Here is a 15014-nt window from a genome sequence, read left to right as displayed (position 1 = left end):
TCTACCCGCCCAGCGCCGCCCGGATTGTCTTGGCGTTCAGGTCATGCCGCTCGGCGATCACCACCAGACGCGAGGCGCGCGGTTCGGCCCCCCAAGGCTTGTCGAACTGGCTGCGCACCCGTGCCCCCACCGCCTGCACCAGCAGCCGCATCGGCTTGCCGGCAATCGCCACATGCCCCTTCACCCGCAAAATCCTCTGTTCGCGCCCCAGCTTTTCAATCGCCGCCAGCAACGGCGCCGCGCTTTCCCGCTCGGGCAGGTCGATCACGATGGTGGCGAAATCATCATGCTCATGCGCGGCCTGCCCATCATGGTGGGAGGGCCGCGCCTCCACATCGTCTTCCGCCGCCGCCTCCAGCCCCAGCAGAATCCGCGCCTCGATCACCCCATCGGCAATCGGCAGCATCGGCACCGGCCGCGGCAGCGCCTTGGCCACCACCTCTCGCGCCCTGGCCAGCTTCTCCGCCCCGGCCAGATCCGCCTTGGAGAGCAAAATCAGATCCGCGCAGGCCATCTGATCCCCAAACACTTCCGAGAGCGGCGTGTCATGCTCATTGCCGTTGCGCCCTTGCTCGGGCGCGAACTGCCCGGCGGAAACGGTCTCCGCATCCGCCATCGCCACCACGCCATCCACCGTCACGCGCGAGCGGATGGCCGGCCAGTCGAACGCCTTCAGCAGAGGTTTGGGCAAAGCCAGGCCCGAGGTCTCGATGAGGATATGATCCGGCTTCTTGTCCATGGCGAGCAGCTTTTCCATGGTGGGAATGAACTCATCGGCCACCGTGCAGCAGATGCAGCCATTCGCCAGCTCCAGAATGGCCTCCTCCGGGCAATTCTCATCCGCGCAGCCACGCAAGATCTCGCCATCCACGCCCATGGTGCCGAATTCATTCACCAGCACCGCCAGGCGTTTGCCGCCGGGGTTGGCCAGCAAATGCCGGATCAGCGTCGTCTTTCCCGCGCCGAGAAAACCGGTGACGATGGTGACGGGAATTTTCGCGAGGTCGGTCATGAATTGGCTTCCATGGCTGGCAAACGGGCAATCACGTTTTTGCGGAAAAGGGCGGGGCGCTCCCGCCAGGGCACAATGCCATCGGACGTTCCGGCATAGGCGGCGGCCCCTTCCAGAATCACGGCGGCATCGTCCTCGCCGACCGGCCCGTAAATATAAGACCAGCGCCCCGGGCCGGTGAGCGCGATGCTCGGCCCGTTCTTGCAGGCGGAAAGACATTCCACCGGCTTCACCGTCACGCCTTCCGGCACGGCAAGGGCGTTGATCGCCTCATGCACCCGTGCCCCGGCGCAGGGGGCTCCCTCGGCCGGCTTCAATCCGGCCCGGCAGGTGATGCAGACATGCAGCGTGGCACCCATTCAACCCTCGCACTCCTCTATGCGGCGCGGGCGCGCGAAACGGGAAACACGCGCCAAGCGCGCGCAAAGGCCCCGTAGCGGCACACCCCGTCCGCTCGATCAATGGTCCGTCCTGGCAGGTCTCCCGGCTTGCGGATAGGGGCGGTGAAGCCCTTCGGCGCCCACCTTCCCGGCTTTCGCCAGTGGCATCGGGCAACCTCTCCGGTCACGGTCGCGGGGGCGGCTGCGATTCAGGGTGGGCCCCTATCGCATTCCCTTTTGGCCTGACATAAGCCAGGCACCAGCACGGTCTGCCGCACAAGGCCGCATGTGCCGGGCAGAGTCAAGGAGAGCCGCCATGACCATTTCCCCTGACGACGCGACCCGCCACGCCGAGAAAATGGCCCGCATCAAGGCCGCGCGGGACAAAATCATGATGGGCAAGACCGGCGAAAAAGGGCTCGTCATCGTCCATACCGGGCCGGGCAAGGGCAAGTCCTCCGCCGGATTCGGCATGGTCCTGCGCTGCATCGCCCACCAGATGCCCTGCGCCGTGGTGCAGTTCATCAAGGGCGCGTGGGACACGGGCGAGCGCCGCCTCCTCACCACCCATTTCGCCACGCTGTGCCAGTTTCACGCCATGGGCGAGGGCTTCACCTGGGAAACGCAGGACAAAGCCCGCGACATCGCCGCCGCCCAGGCCGGATGGAAGAAAGCGAAAGAGCTGATCCGTGACCCCGCCATCCGCATGGTCCTGCTGGACGAAATCAACATCGCCCTGCGTTACGAATATCTGGATGTGGATGAGGTGGTGGCGTTTCTCCTGACCGAAAAACCGCCTTCGACCCATGTGGTGCTCACCGGGCGCAACGCGAAACCGGCATTGATCGAGGCCGCCGACCTCGTGACCGAAATGACCGCCGTGAAGCACCCGTTCCGGGATGGCATCAAGGCCCAGCCCGGCGTGGAATTCTGATGCGCGCCTTGATGCTGCAAGGCACGGGCTCGAATGTCGGCAAATCCCTGCTGGTGGCGGGGCTCTGCCGGGCGGCGCTGCGGCGCGGGTTGAACGTGGCGCCCTTCAAGCCGCAAAACATGTCCAACAACGCCGCCGTCACGGCCGATGGCGGTGAGATCGGTCGGGCCCAGGCCTTGCAGGCCCTGGCTTGCGGCCTGCCCCCGGTCACGGACATGAACCCGGTGCTGCTGAAGCCGCAAAGCGACTCAGGCTCGCAGATCGTCGTGCGCGGTCAGCGCCTCGCCACGCTGCAAGCCCGCGACTACGCCGCCTATAAACCCAGGCTCCTGGCCCCGGTGCTGGACAGCTTCCAGCGCCTCGGCGCCGCGCACGATCTCGTCATCGTCGAAGGGGCGGGCAGCCCGGCGGAGGTCAATCTCCGCGCGGGCGACATCGCCAATATGGGCTTTGCCCAGGCCGCCAACGTGCCGGTGGTGCTGGTGGGGGACATCGACAGGGGCGGCGTCATCGCCCAGATCGTCGGCACCCAGGCCGTGCTGGCGCCCCAGGACGCCGCCCTGGTGCGAGGCTTCATCGTCAATAAATTCCGGGGCGATCCGCGTTTGTTCGATGAGGGCTATGGCTTCATCCAGTCCCGCACCGGCTGGCGCGGTTTCGGCGTGTTGCCCCACTTCGCCGATGCCGCCCGCCTGCCCGGGGAAGACGCGCAGGATCTCCGCCGCGCCCGCCCGGTGGCGGCGGGGCGGGGCGGGGTGAAAATCGCCTGCCTCGTCCTCTCCCGCATCGCCAATTTCGACGATCTCGACCCGCTGCGGGCCGAGCCGGGCGTGGATTTGGTGCTGGTCGAGCCCGGCCAGCCCCTTCCCGGCGATGCGGCCTTGGCGATCATTCCCGGCAGCAAATCCACACGCGCCGACCTGGCTTTTCTGCGCGCCCAGGGGTGGGACATTGACCTGCTGGCCCATCGCCGGCGCGGCGGGCGCATTCTGGGCATTTGCGGCGGTTATCAGATGCTGGGGCGGGAGGTTGCCGACCCTGAGGGGTTGGAAGGCCCGCCCGGCGCCATGGCGGGGCTGGGGCTGCTGGATATTTCCACCCGCATGGACCGCCAGAAGCAGCTTGGCCTGGTGCGGGCTGTCCATATCCAAAGCGCTCTGAAGGTCTCGGGCTATGAAATTCATCTCGGCCAGAGCCAGGGGGCGGACGCATCCCGCCCCTTCGCCATGGTCGGTTCCCGGCCCGATGGTGCCGTCTCGGAGGATGGGCTGGTGATGGGCAGCTATCTGCACGGGCTGTTTCATGAGGATGCGTTCCGCGCCGCCTTCCTGGCCATGCTCGGGGCTTCCGTGGCGCCGGGCTCTCATGGCGCGGCGATCGAGGCGGCGCTGGATGGGCTGGCCGCGCATCTGGAGGCGCATCTGGATGTGGAGGGGGTGCTGGCCCTCAGCCCATAGGGGGTTTTGGGATGGCTGGTTGCTGAAAACAGCGAACCCTCATCGACGCTCCCACACCGTTTCTTCATTCCGCTGCCACGCCGCGCGGTGCAGCAGCGGCGTGTCGTCGGTGAAGGCGGGCTTGCCGATGCAGAGATAGGCGGAAAACTCCCAATGGGCGGGCACGCCGAACAGCCGCTCGATCACGGCAGGCTCCAGAATCGAGACCGCCCCCAGCCCCAGATTCTCCGCCCGCGCCGCCAGCCAGAGCGCGAAGATCGCCATGGCGGTGGATTGCTGTAGCGTCAGCTCCATGGTGGCGCGGCCGAGGCGGTGCCCGGCCTCCGGGTCGGTCTCGGTGAACACCGCCAGCTGCACGGGGGCGGCGTCCAGCCCGGCCAGTTTCAGCTTGGCATAGGCGCCCGCCTGCTCGCCCTCATAGCTGGCGGCGGCCTCCTGGTTGCAGCGCGTGAACTCCGCCCGCACGGCGCCGCGCAAGGCGGGGCTTTCCACGCGGATCACCCGCCAGGGCCGGGCATTGCCGACGGAAGGGGCGTGGTCCATCGCCAGGCGCAGCCTGTCCAGCACCGCCTCGGGCACCGGGTCGGTCAGGAAATGCCGCACATCCCGCCGCCAAAGCATGATCTCGGCCAGGATCCTGGCCTGTTCCGCGTTGAATTCCATCATGCCTCCAGAAGTGCCGCGCCCAGCCGTGCCCATTCGGCCTCGGTGCCCGGCATGCCAAGCCGGACCCAGCGGTCGGAATAAGGAAAGATCCGCGACCAGATATGGCGCGTCGCCAGCTTTGCCCGCGCGGCTTCGGCGTTGGGCGTGTCGTAGAGCCGGAACAGGCAGGTGCCGCCGGCAACCCGCCAGCCCGCCAGCCCGGCCATCCGGTCCATCCGGTCGATTTCGCTCATCAGCCGGGCAATGGTGGTCCGTGCCCAGCCTGTGTCGGCCAGGGCCGCCGCGCCGATCTCCAGCGCCGGGCCGCAGACCGGCCAGGGGCCAGCCACTTGCGAGAGGGCGGCGATGTCCGCGTCGCATCCCAGGGCGAAACCCAGCCGCATGCCCGCCAGCCCATAAAATTTGCCGAAGGAGCGCAGCACCACCAGCCCCTCGCGGCCTGCTTCCGGCGCCAGGGAGAGTTCAGGGTACGGGTCGGCGAAGCTTTCATCCACCACCAGCCGCCCGGCCTTGGGCAGCAGCGCCAGCAGTGATTTGGGATCGTGATAACGCCCGTCCGGGTTATTCGGATTCACGATAACCGCGAGGTCGGCTCCGGCGGTTGCCTGCGCCGTCGCGGCGTCCTCCACCTGCCAGCCCAGGGCGCGCAGGGCGGCGGCATGCTCGTTATAAGTGGGGGACATGATCTTCGCCCGGCCGGGCTTGGAGAGCAGCGGGATGGACTGGATGGCCGCCTGCGCCCCGGCCAGGGGCAGCACCGCGCCTTGCGTGCGGTAGGCGGTGCGGGCGGTGGCGACCAGCTTCGCGGTGGCGCTGGCGGCGGGCAGGGCGGTCCAGGCCGCCGGGGTGATCGCGGGCACGGGGTAGGGTTGGCGGTTGATGCCGGTGGAAAGGTCGATCCAGTCCGCATGCGTGCCGCCATATTGCTGGATCGCCGTGTCCAGATCGCCGCCATGGTCTCGTTTCATCTCAAGCCTCTATAAAATGGCGGCGAGCGCCAGACAGGCGGCGGCCAGCAGCAGCATCCGCCGGTACAGGCCCAGCCCCGCGATAATATCCTGTGCCCCCGGGTCGCGGCCCGGGGCGTTGATCCATGGTTCGTTGGCGGTCTCGTTGCCGTAAATGCGCGGACCGGACAAGCGTAGCCCCATCGCCCCGGCCATGGCCGCCTCGGGCCAGCCGCCATTGGGGGAGCGGTGATGCCGCGCGTCCCGCCAGGCGGTGCGCAGGGCCGCTTGTTTGTGCCGCGCCGCCAGGGCGAAGAGCAGGGCGGTGAGGCGCGCGGGGATGAGATTGGCGAGATCGTCGATGCGCGCGCTGGCCCAGCCGAAGGCGCGATAGCGCGGGACGCGGTGGCCCAGCATCGAATCCAGCGTGTTGATGGCCTTATAGGCCATGATGCCGGGCAGGCCGAAGAGCGCGCCCCAGAAAAGCGGGGCGATGATGCCATCGGAGGCGTTTTCCGCCAGGCTCTCAAGCGTGGCGCGGGCGATGGCGGGGCTGTCCAGCTTGTCCGGGTCGCGGCCCACGATCATGGAAACGGCGCGGCGCGCGGCGGGCAGGTCGTCCCGCGCCAGGGGCCCGGCCACGGCGGCGACATGCTGGTGCAGGGAGCGCGCGGCGAGCAGCGGCCAGGCCAGAAGGGCGGTGAGCCATGGGCCGGCATGGGCCTGCAAGAGCGCCCCCACGGCGGCGCTGAGCAGGATGACCAGCAAGGCCGCCACCAGCCCGGCCAGGCGCCGCCGCCCGGTTCCGCCTTGGTTCCAGCGTGTTTCCAGCCCCGAGATCAAGGCGCCGCACCAGGTGACGGGGTGGCTGATGCGGCGGAACAGCCCGTCCGGCCAGCCGATGGCGGCGTCGAGCGCCAAGGCGAGCGCCATGGCGGCGGGGTGCCACATCATTGGGGCGCCAAGGGCAGGTTGACGAAGCCGATGGCCCATGCGTCTCCCGCCGAGGCGGTGAGCAGCGTGGCGGAAAGGGGGGCAATCTCGAAGGCCAGGCCCAGAGCGGCCTCGCCCAAGCCCAGCAGCCCGAGCGCGGCGCGGATCACCCCGGCATGGGTGACGATGATGGCTGGACCCTGGGTGGCGATTTCCCGCAGGGCGGGCGTGGCGCGGCTGGCGAGATCCTGGAAATTTTCTCCGCCGGGCGGGCGGTACGCGGCGAGGGCGGCGCGGCTGAGCGGGCCGAGATCCGGCAAGGAGGCGGTGGCCTGCCCTTCCCATGCGCCGAAATACTGCTCCCAGAGCCGGGCATCCTCGTGTGCCGGTATACCCGGCAGCAAGGCGCTGGCGGTCTGGCGGCAGCGTAAGGCGGGGCTGGTGACAAGGCGCGGCGGGTCTGGCCAGAGGGCGGCGAGACGCTGGCGGGCATGGGCAAGGGAGGGGCCGTGTGGCGGTTGCGCCGGAACGTCCAGCCGCCCGGCCAGGTCGGTGCGGTTGACGGCGCGCGCATGGCGGATGAGCAGCAGGCGGAGGACGGGCGGCGAGGACATGGGATCAGGGTTCTAGCGCCTGTCCGGCTTAGGCCGAAACCGCCCGGGCTGAAAGGCGTGGGCGCGGACAAAGCTTTGGACTCCGGCGGCGAAGCGCGCGGGCCCGTGCCTTGAGCCGCGCCGTGGTTTTGAAGGGCGGGCGATGAGAATTTCATGAAGAGACGGAAAGCCGCCGGCATGGGCGGCTTCATCTCCCCAGATCCTGGAGAGACACCAAGGGACAGGAGGATAAGAGATGAGGCTTTTACTGGTTATTCTGCTCATTCTGTTGCTGTTGGGCGGCGGGTTTGGCCTGCATGGCGGGCTGTTCGTGGGATCTGGCGGTATTTATTATGGCGGCGGGCTGGGATTGCTGTTGCTGGTGGTGCTGGTGCTGCTGATTTTGTAGAGGGCCGGCGCGCCGGCCCGGGCGGGCTTTGCAACGCGGCCAAATGATGTTTGGAGACGGCCCATGATCATTCTCGTCACGGGTGGCACGCGCTCAGGCAAGAGCCTTTATGCCGAAAACCGGGCCTTGGCCTTGCCCGGGCCGCCCCATTACATCGCCACCGCCGAGGCGGGGGATGAGGAAATGGCGGCGCGGATCGCCGCGCACCGCGCCCGGCGCGGATCGCCCTGGCGGGAGAGCGAGGCCCCCCTGGATCTGGCGGGCGCGTTGGCGGCCAGCGATGGGGCGGGGCCGCGCCTGGTGGATTGCCTGACCCTCTGGCTTGCCAATCTGATGGGCGCGGGGCGGGATGTGGCGGCGGAGACGCGGCTTTTATGCACGGTGCTGCGGGTGCAGGCGGCGCCGGTGATTTTCGTCACCAACGAGGTGGGTATGGGAATCGTGCCCGCAAACCGGGTGGCGCGGGATTTTCGGGACGAGGCGGGGCGGCTGAACCAGGAGGTGGCGCGGCTGGCCGAGGAGGTGCAACTGATCGTTTCCGGTTATCCGTTACGGGTGAAATAACGGTCATGATTATGTTTTGTTACATTCAGCGCCCTCTTTGGCCGTATTCGGCGCCTTATATCCGGACAATGGCGTTTCAGAAGGAGTTGAGATGCGAGGTTTGAGACAAGTATTCCTGGTGGGGGTTCTGGTGCTGGCGGCGGGGTCTCTTTCGGCCTGTTGCGGCCCGTTCTGGATGGGCGGGTGCGGTCCTGGCTGGGGCGGCGGCCATGGTGGCGGACCCGGCGGCGGTGGCCCTGGCGGCGGCGGCGGCGGACCGGGCGGTGGGCCCGGTGGCGGTGGCGGCCACCCGTAACGGTTGGACATGATCTCATGAACGGGGCCTTTTGGCCCCGTTCTGTTGTGAGCGTATGTTGCCGGCATGTTTGAGTTGATTGGATGATGATGGCTGAGTCTCTGTTTCCCGTGGTCTCGTTCGAGGCCTTGCGCGCCCGTCTGGCCTGCCTGCCGGCATTCGATGAAAAGGCCGCCGATGCGGCCAGGGCGCGCCAGATGCAATTGACCAAACCACCCGGATCGCTCGGCCGGCTGGAGGAAGTGGCCTTGTTCATGGCGGGCTGGCGGAGCGTTGCGTGTCCGCGAATCGGTAAGGCGCAGGGGCTGGTGTTCGCGGGGAATCATGGCGTGTGCGCGAAAGGGGTGAACCCCTATCCGCAGGAGGTCACCGTGCAGATGGTGGAGAATTTCAAGGCGGGGGGCGCGGCGATCAACCAGCTTTGCCGGGCCAGCGGCGCGGATCTGGCCGTGGTGGCGCTGGAGTTGGAGCGCCCGACCGGAGATTTCACCGAAACCGAGGCCATGAGCGAGGCGGAGGTGCTGGCGGCCATGGCCAAGGGGGCTGAAGCCGTGGATCCGGCGGCGGATATTCTGTTGCTGGGGGAGATGGGCATCGGCAATTCCACCGTGGCGGCGGCCTTGGCGATGGCCTTGTTCGGCGGGGCGGCCACGGATTGGGCCGGGCCGGGCACGGGCTCCGACAAGGCGGGGATGAGCCGGAAGATTTTGGCGGTCGAGACCGGCGTGGCGCGGCACCGGGCGGTGCGCGAGGACGGGCTGGCGGTGCTGGCCGCCTTTGGCGGGCGTGAGCAGGCGGCGATTTGCGGCGCGATTCTGGCGGCGCGGATATACCGGATTCCGGTGTTGCTGGACGGGTTTATCTGCACCGCCGCCGCCGCCGTGCTGGAAAAGCTGGGCGTGGGCGCGCTGGCGCATTGCCTGGCCGGGCATGTGAGCGCCGAGCCGGGGCATGGGCGGCTGCTGGACGCGCTGGGCAAGACACCGTTGCTGGCGCTGGGGATGAGGCTGGGCGAGGGCAGCGGCGCCGCCGTGGCGCTGGGCGTGGTGCGCGCGGCGCTGGAGGCGCATAATGGCATGTCGACCTTCGCCGAGGCGGGTGTCTCCGACGCATGAAGCTGGGGGGGCGCCTGTTCGACGAGGCGCGGCTGGCCTTCATGCTGCTGAGCCGTCTGCCGGTGGGGCGGATGGAGCGGGCGCCGCCTCTGGCGGCTTGCGCATGGGCGTATGCGGTTGTGGGGGCGGTTGTGGGCGCGTGCGCGGGGCTGGTATTCTGGCTGGCGGCGCGGGCCGGGCTGCCGCCCATGGCGGCGGCGCCGATGGCGATCGGCGCTGGCGCGTTGCTGACCGGGGCGATGCATGAGGATGGGCTGGCGGATCTGGCGGACGGGTTTGGCGGCGGGCGCGGCAAGGCGCGCAAGCTGGAGATCATGCGCGACAGCCGGATCGGCAGCTATGGGGTGGTGGCGCTGATCCTGGTTCTGGGCGTACGGGCGGAGTGCATGGCGGCCTTGCCGGCTGTGGGCATGGTGGCAAGGCTGGCGGTGCTGGGCGCGTGGAGCCGGGCGCTGCTGCCGGTGGTGATGCTGGCCTTGCCGCCCGCCCGCGCCGACGGGCTGGGCCAGGCGGCCGGAGAGACGGTGGCGAGGGGGCCGGTGTTGGTGGGGCTGATGCTGGCGGCGGGGCTGGCGCTGCTGACCGGCGTGACCGGCGCGGCCCCGTGTTTCGTGCCGCTGGCGGGCATGGCGCTGGCGGTTTTGGGGGTCGCGTTGCTGGCCAGATGGCAGATTGGCGGCTTTACCGGGGATGTGTTGGGCGCGGCGCAGGTGATTGGCGAGACCGTCGGGCTTGTTGTGCTGGCGGCCGCGATGTGATGCGCGGGCTGGCCAAGCCGGCGCATCGCGGGATTTGGGTGGGCGCCATCCCCTCGGTTTTTGGGCGGGTTGGCGCATATATTGTTCATGCTGTCTTCGCCGCGCCGGAACAAACCTGCGCGGCGAAGACATGATGGCCCGGCTTGAGCCATGCGGGAAGGATCACGCCTTGGTTTTTGTCTTGCCGGCAGGCGCGGAGGCGATGCCCAGCATGGTGCCCAGCGTTTCCACGCGAACCTGCTTGGAGAGGGGATAAGCGCCATCCGCCGTGGCGATGGCGATGGTTTTCTCAAGCAGGGTTTTCCGCTCCCCGGCTTCGGTTACCATGTCGGCAATTGCCTCCACGGCTTTTTCGCGTTCCAGCAGCAGCAGATAAAATTGCTCCCGCGCCAGGAGCTTGAAGGCCGGCAGCGGCAGGCGCAGGAGATTCTGGCGGGCTTCGTTGAGGGCCGCGCCAAAGGATTCATCGATGACGCGCTCCGCCGAGATCACATAAAGGATCGCCCGGATCAGGGCCGCGTCGAACCCGCCATCCCGCAGGCGGTCGCGCAATGCGGCGATGGCCTGTTTTTGGAATGCGTCCCTCAACGGGTTGCCGGGTGGCAGCTCCCGTACCTTGCCGTCCAGATTGACGCCGACAAGACCTTGCAGGATCCGTGAGCCATAGATCGAGAAAAAAAGCTTTTCGGCCATCGCGTCGCGCGCGTCGCGATAGGCATCGAGCCCGGTATTGATCTGATCGGACAGGTTTTTCTGGGCAACGGCGAAGGGGTTGCCCTCGCCCGCGGGTTTGCGCGCCGCCGAGACTTGCTGGGCGAGCTTGGCCACGCCATGCATGAACGGGTTGCTGTCCGAAAACATCGTGTAGCTGAGCCGCAAGGGGTTATATTTGAAGACGGCCTCGGCCAGCAACGGTGTCGCCGCCATGCGCACGAAGGGTTGCAGGAAAGTGTTGTAGAGTGAGTGATTGATCTCGGAGACACGCGCGGCTGTCGCGAAGGCGCGGTCATCTTCCACGCTGTTGCGGCCGAAGGCGCGGATGTCGTCCAGGGAGCGCAACTCGAAGCGGCTATGCCAGGGATGCGCGCCGGCTTTGACCTCATCTTCGGGCGTTGGCGTGATGACGAGTTCAAACAGGCCGGGCGGCAGGCAGTCGATCAGGTCCATGAGGCGCAGCATTTCCTCATCTTCCTTCGCGCCGACCTTGGCGGAAACGAAAATGGCGAGATGCCCGACCTTCTGGTTCACGCAATAGACGATCGTGCGCCCTTCCGCCCGGATGGCGTCGACATCTTTGTAAAGATCGAGAATCCAGCCCAATGTTTGCGGCGGGGGAGAGATGTTGTCTCCTTCCGAGGTGAAGGCGATGACTGGGGAGGTGACGTTTCTGAGGTCGAAGACCTTGCCGTCGCTCGAGCGGATCTCGTTGCGGGTCAATTTGTCGCCGATGAAGAGCTGATCGACCAGGAACTGGATTTCACGGCCATTGAGGGTGATGAAATCCCCCCACCATTTCTCGAAGCCGAGATAGCGCGGGCTCTCCGTGTCGATCTCGGAATAGACCGTGTATTGTTTGCCCCAGAGCCAGTTGGCGGGATTGAGATTGTCGAAATTCAGGACCAGCCAGGTGCCGTCGAACTTGCCGCCGCCAAGGTCGGAAACCAGGGCTGTCAGCCAGGAACCGCCAAGCAGGCCGCCCGCATAACGCATCGGGTTTTTGCCGTGGACGCCTTGCCAGTAGGACATTGGCGAGCCGGCCACCATCATGGGGCCGAACAGATCGGGGCGCAGCATCGCCACCATGAGAGTCTGGTAACCGGCCTGGCAATTGCCCACGGCGAAGGGTTTCGGCGCGTCCGGATGCAGGGATACGACATGCTCGAAGAAGCCGATCTGTCCTTCCACGACATCGAGAAAGCTTTGTTCCGGCTCGGGTTTTGCCGAGAAATTGATGAAATAGACGGGGTGGCCGTTGCGCAAGGCCTCGCCGATTTCGCTTTCCGTCTTGAAGCCGCCGATTCCGGGCCCTTGCCCCGCCCTTGGATCCACGACCACGACAGGGCGCTTGCGCGGGTTGATTTCGACGCCCGGCGGCGGGACGATGCGCGACAGGGAATAATTGATGGGCCGTGGCAAGGCGCGCCCGCTTATGAGAACCTCGTAACCGAAGCTCAGCACGGTCGCGGAGGGTCTGGCGGTTATGTCGACCTGCTCGTTGCCGCGCTTGCGCAGGAGATCCAGAAACAGCACCGAGCGCTGCCAGCTATCGAGCGTGAATTCCGCCATGGGCCCGGCACCCGCGGGCCAACTGGCGGCGGGGGTCTTGGCATAAGCGGTTCTGGCCCAGTCCGTGAACTGTTTAGCCCAGCCAGCGGGGTCGGCGGGCCATGTCCGGGTGTTACCCGGGACCGCCACATCGGATTTGGACATTTTGTCGCTCACGAAAACTTTCCCTTGCAGTTCAGTTTGCCAGCCGTGGCCGTTATGCCAGGCCGACAGCCGCGCGCAGCATACAAACCCATGCGCGGACGGGAATGATGATTGTCAATTTCCGGAAGGGGCCAGCATGTGCCGGCGCGGCGCGGCACCATGCCCGCCGCGATGGCGAATGCCGGGCGCTGGAGACGGAAAAGAGACAATGATCGAGTAATTTTCATTATATTTTGAATTTCAATAAATCTGAAACAAGTTTGCGCGGATGCCGCAATGCAGCGAATGAGGGTGTGGCATGTTCAGTTTTGGGACGGTGTATTTTTTTGTAACGCGCCTCATGCCCGTAACGGGATGAGGATTCGAGGCGGAAAGCCGTTTTCAGGTTTGGCATGGGGTTTGCTGGGTAGTTGGCTGAACGTCCACTGGCACGAATTCAACCGTGTCAACAAAACGAGGAACAAGATTATGCTCGACGCCGCCATCGCGCCTTTGTCCGGCAGCTCGGTCTCCGGCTTTTCCTTCAAGCCGCGTTACGATAATTTCATTAACGGCAAATTCACCGCGCCGCTCTCGGGCCAGTATTTCGACAATGTCTCGCCCATCACCGGTCAGGTTTTCACGCAGGCCGCGCGTTCCAACGAGGCGGATGTCAATCTGGCGCTGGACGCGGCCCATGCGGCGGCCGAGGCGTGGGGCAAGCGCCCGCCCGCCGAGCGGGCCCAGGCCCTGCTGAGAATCGCCGACAAGATGGAGCAGAATCTCGATTTGCTCGCTTATGTCGAAACCGTCGATAACGGCAAGCCGATCCGCGAGACCACCGCCGCCGACGTGCCCCTGGCCATCGATCATCTGCGGTATTTCGCGGCTTGCGTGCGTTCCCAGGAAGGCGCGCTGTCGGAGATCGACCATGACACGGTGGCCTATCATTTTCATGAACCGTTGGGTGTTGTCGGCCAGATCATTCCCTGGAATTTCCCGCTGCTGATGGCGATCTGGAAGCTGGCGCCGGCGCTGGCCGCCGGCAATGCCGTGGTGCTGAAGCCCGCCGAGCAGACCCCGATTTCCATCATGGTGCTGATGGAGCTGGTGGGCGATCTGCTGCCGCCGGGCGTGATCAATGTGGTGAACGGGTTCGGGCTGGAAGCCGGCAAGCCGCTGGCATCCTCCAACCGCATCGCCAAGATCGCGTTTACCGGCGAGACCACGACGGGCCGGCTGATCATGCAATATGCCAGCCACAACCTCATTCCGGTGACGCTGGAGCTGGGGGGCAAGTCGCCCAACATCTTCTTCTCCGACGTGATGGCCGAGGATGACGATTTCCTGGACAAGGCGATCGAAGGGCTGGTGCTGTTCGCGCTGAATCAGGGCGAGGTCTGCACCTGCCCGTCCCGGGCGTTCATCCAGGAGAGCATTTTCGACAAGTTCATGGACAAGGCGTTGAAGCGCGTGGCCGCCATCAAGCAGGGCAGCCCGCTTGAAATGTCCACGATGATCGGCGCGCAGGCTTCCTCGGAGCAGATGCAGAAGATCATGTCCTATATCGACATCGGTCAGCAGGAAGGCGCGAAGCTGTTGATCGGCGGTGGCAAGGCGGATCTTGGCGGGGCGCTGTCCAGCGGGTTCTACATCAACCCGACGGTGTTTCATGGCACCAACAAGATGCGCATCTTCCAGGAGGAGATTTTCGGGCCGGTTCTGTCCGTCACCACCTTCAAGACCGAGGAAGAGGTGCTGCACGCCGCCAACGACACGCTTTATGGCCTGGGGGCCGGTGTGTGGTCGCGCGACGGCAACCGCGCCTACCGCATGGGCCGTGGCATCAAGGCTGGGCGCGTCTGGACGAATTGCTATCACCTCTACCCGGCGCATGCCGCCTTCGGCGGGTACAAGCAATCCGGCATTGGCCGCGAAACGCATAAGATGATGCTCGACCATTATCAGCAGACCAAGAACCTGCTGGTCAGCTATAGCCAGAAACCACTGGGCTTTTTCTGATGTCGCACTGTCCGGCGCGTGTTCTGGCCACGCCAGGCGCGCTGGATCTCATCGCCAGCCTGCGGGCGAAATATGGGGAGATCATGTTTCATCAGTCGGGCGGGTGCTGCGATGGGTCGTCCCCCATGTGTTATCCGGTGGGCGATTATCTTGTGGCGCCCGACGATGTGAAGCTGGGAGAGATTGGCGGGGCTGCGTTTTTCATGAGCCGCTCACAGTTTGAATATTGGCGTTGCACCCAGTTGACCATCGATGTGGTGGAAGGCATGGGAGGAATGTTCTCTTTGGAGAACGGCACGGGGTTGCGCTTTCTCACAAGGTCGCGGGTTTTTACGGATGCCGAGCTGGAACGGCTTGGTGGCGGAGACGCGCCGCGCGGTGCGATGGCGAGGTAAGGCTCTGGCCTTAAGGATTCATTACGGATTCCGTGATGATTGTTGGGAGACGGGAGCGAGCGCATCCCTGATGCGTGACCGCTCGCGGTTAACGAGGCTAAGGTTTTAGGTTTTACAAGAACAAG

At 66.0% G+C, this 15014-nt stretch carries 15 protein-coding genes and 1 riboswitch; of the genes, 8 read left to right on the top strand and 7 right to left on the bottom strand.

Annotated features, from left to right (window positions below):
• Position 1 precedes the first annotated feature (1 nt).
• The gene (gene cobW / locus AB7D48_RS01310; RefSeq protein ID WP_427975400.1) at positions 2–1012 is read right to left on the bottom strand and encodes a cobalamin biosynthesis protein CobW; all 1011 of its coding nucleotides are present in this window, start codon (positions 1010–1012) and stop codon (positions 2–4) included.
• Positions 1009–1371, bottom strand: coding sequence for a DUF1636 family protein (locus tag AB7D48_RS01305; RefSeq protein ID WP_427975399.1), 363 nt, complete (start codon positions 1369–1371; stop codon positions 1009–1011). Before AB7D48_RS01305 ends, cobW begins: the two co-directional genes overlap by 4 nt.
• Before the next feature lie 97 nt (positions 1372–1468).
• Positions 1469–1671, bottom strand: a riboswitch (cobalamin riboswitch).
• A 37-nt stretch (positions 1672–1708) separates the two neighbouring features.
• Here AB7D48_RS01305 and cobO point away from each other — a divergent pair.
• Positions 1709–2326: a cob(I)yrinic acid a,c-diamide adenosyltransferase gene (cobO, locus tag AB7D48_RS01300; protein WP_427975398.1), complete on the top strand. Its 618-nt coding sequence runs from the start codon at positions 1709–1711 to the stop codon at positions 2324–2326.
• Entirely contained in the window at positions 2326–3783 is a 1458-nt protein-coding gene (locus AB7D48_RS01295; protein ID WP_427975396.1) for a cobyric acid synthase, read from the top strand. The genes cobO and AB7D48_RS01295 overlap by 1 nt, the downstream gene beginning before the upstream one ends.
• Positions 3784–3822: 39 nt before the next feature.
• Here the strand turns inward: AB7D48_RS01295 and bluB are convergent, their stop codons facing one another.
• The 4 genes from bluB to AB7D48_RS01275 are packed head-to-tail and all read right to left on the bottom strand — an operon-like array spanning position 3823 to position 6943.
• On the bottom strand, positions 3823–4449 hold the full coding sequence (gene bluB, locus AB7D48_RS01290) for a 5,6-dimethylbenzimidazole synthase (protein ID WP_427975395.1): 627 nt from the start codon (positions 4447–4449) through the stop codon (positions 3823–3825).
• Positions 4446–5417, bottom strand: a complete 972-nt coding sequence (cobD, locus tag AB7D48_RS01285) for a threonine-phosphate decarboxylase CobD (RefSeq protein WP_427975394.1) — start codon at positions 5415–5417, stop codon at positions 4446–4448. The genes bluB and cobD overlap by 4 nt, the downstream gene beginning before the upstream one ends.
• A gap of 9 nt (positions 5418–5426) precedes the next feature.
• Positions 5427–6350: an adenosylcobinamide-phosphate synthase CbiB gene (gene cbiB, locus AB7D48_RS01280; protein ID WP_427975392.1), complete on the bottom strand. Its 924-nt coding sequence runs from the start codon at positions 6348–6350 to the stop codon at positions 5427–5429.
• On the bottom strand, positions 6347–6943 hold the full coding sequence (locus AB7D48_RS01275) for a histidine phosphatase family protein (RefSeq protein ID WP_427975391.1): 597 nt from the start codon (positions 6941–6943) through the stop codon (positions 6347–6349). Before AB7D48_RS01275 ends, cbiB begins: the two co-directional genes overlap by 4 nt.
• A gap of 235 nt (positions 6944–7178) precedes the next feature.
• Between AB7D48_RS01275 and AB7D48_RS01270 the strand changes: the two genes are divergently transcribed.
• From AB7D48_RS01270 to AB7D48_RS01255, 4 genes are all read left to right on the top strand, one after another.
• Positions 7179–7331, top strand: coding sequence for a DUF3309 domain-containing protein (locus tag AB7D48_RS01270; protein WP_427975390.1), 153 nt, complete (start codon positions 7179–7181; stop codon positions 7329–7331).
• A 63-nt stretch (positions 7332–7394) separates the two neighbouring features.
• On the top strand, positions 7395–7895 hold the full coding sequence (cobU, locus tag AB7D48_RS01265) for a bifunctional adenosylcobinamide kinase/adenosylcobinamide-phosphate guanylyltransferase (protein WP_427975389.1): 501 nt from the start codon (positions 7395–7397) through the stop codon (positions 7893–7895).
• Between the two features lie 381 nt (positions 7896–8276).
• Positions 8277–9305: a nicotinate-nucleotide--dimethylbenzimidazole phosphoribosyltransferase gene (gene cobT / locus AB7D48_RS01260; RefSeq protein ID WP_427975388.1), complete on the top strand. Its 1029-nt coding sequence runs from the start codon at positions 8277–8279 to the stop codon at positions 9303–9305.
• Positions 9302–10063 carry an adenosylcobinamide-GDP ribazoletransferase gene (locus AB7D48_RS01255; RefSeq protein ID WP_427975387.1) on the top strand — a complete coding sequence of 254 codons (762 nt, stop codon included), beginning with the start codon at positions 9302–9304 and terminating at the stop codon, positions 10061–10063. Before cobT ends, AB7D48_RS01255 begins: the two co-directional genes overlap by 4 nt.
• A gap of 162 nt (positions 10064–10225) precedes the next feature.
• Here AB7D48_RS01255 and AB7D48_RS01250 read toward each other — a convergent pair whose 3' ends face one another.
• Positions 10226–12505, bottom strand: a complete 2280-nt coding sequence (locus AB7D48_RS01250) for a DUF3141 domain-containing protein (RefSeq protein ID WP_427975385.1) — start codon at positions 12503–12505, stop codon at positions 10226–10228.
• A 456-nt stretch (positions 12506–12961) separates the two neighbouring features.
• Here AB7D48_RS01250 and adh point away from each other — a divergent pair, with 456 nt between their 5' ends.
• The gene (gene adh / locus AB7D48_RS01245; protein ID WP_427975383.1) at positions 12962–14494 is read left to right on the top strand and encodes an aldehyde dehydrogenase; all 1533 of its coding nucleotides are present in this window, start codon (positions 12962–12964) and stop codon (positions 14492–14494) included.
• The gene (locus AB7D48_RS01240; protein ID WP_427975381.1) at positions 14494–14889 is read left to right on the top strand and encodes a DUF779 domain-containing protein; all 396 of its coding nucleotides are present in this window, start codon (positions 14494–14496) and stop codon (positions 14887–14889) included. The genes adh and AB7D48_RS01240 overlap by 1 nt, the downstream gene beginning before the upstream one ends.
• Positions 14890–15014: the final 125 nt, after the last annotated feature.

Source organism: Acidocella sp., from assembly GCF_050253495.1.
Classification (GTDB): Bacteria; Pseudomonadota; Alphaproteobacteria; order Acetobacterales; family Acetobacteraceae; genus Acidocella.
Note: the sequence above shows the minus strand (reverse complement) of the source record. Positions and strands in the feature narration are given on the sequence as shown.

Bases quoted from the DNA above. Each gene is read 5' to 3' on its own strand.
- cobW (WP_427975400.1), bottom strand. From the start codon at position 1,012: ATGACCGACCTCGCGAAAATTCCCGTCACCATCGTCACCGGTTTTCTC.
- AB7D48_RS01305 (WP_427975399.1), bottom strand. From the start codon at position 1,371: ATGGGTGCCACGCTGCATGTCTGCATCACCTGCCGGGCCGGATTGAAG.
- cobO (WP_427975398.1), top strand. From the start codon at position 1,709: ATGACCATTTCCCCTGACGACGCGACCCGCCACGCCGAGAAAATGGCC.
- AB7D48_RS01295 (WP_427975396.1), top strand. From the start codon at position 2,326: ATGCGCGCCTTGATGCTGCAAGGCACGGGCTCGAATGTCGGCAAATCC.
- bluB (WP_427975395.1), bottom strand. From the start codon at position 4,449: ATGATGGAATTCAACGCGGAACAGGCCAGGATCCTGGCCGAGATCATG.
- cobD (WP_427975394.1), bottom strand. From the start codon at position 5,417: ATGAAACGAGACCATGGCGGCGATCTGGACACGGCGATCCAGCAATAT.
- cbiB (WP_427975392.1), bottom strand. From the start codon at position 6,350: ATGATGTGGCACCCCGCCGCCATGGCGCTCGCCTTGGCGCTCGACGCC.
- AB7D48_RS01275 (WP_427975391.1), bottom strand. From the start codon at position 6,943: ATGTCCTCGCCGCCCGTCCTCCGCCTGCTGCTCATCCGCCATGCGCGC.
- AB7D48_RS01270 (WP_427975390.1), top strand. From the start codon at position 7,179: ATGAGGCTTTTACTGGTTATTCTGCTCATTCTGTTGCTGTTGGGCGGC.
- cobU (WP_427975389.1), top strand. From the start codon at position 7,395: ATGATCATTCTCGTCACGGGTGGCACGCGCTCAGGCAAGAGCCTTTAT.
- cobT (WP_427975388.1), top strand. From the start codon at position 8,277: ATGATGGCTGAGTCTCTGTTTCCCGTGGTCTCGTTCGAGGCCTTGCGC.
- AB7D48_RS01255 (WP_427975387.1), top strand. From the start codon at position 9,302: ATGAAGCTGGGGGGGCGCCTGTTCGACGAGGCGCGGCTGGCCTTCATG.
- adh (WP_427975383.1), top strand. From the start codon at position 12,962: ATGCTCGACGCCGCCATCGCGCCTTTGTCCGGCAGCTCGGTCTCCGGC.
- AB7D48_RS01240 (WP_427975381.1), top strand. From the start codon at position 14,494: ATGTCGCACTGTCCGGCGCGTGTTCTGGCCACGCCAGGCGCGCTGGAT.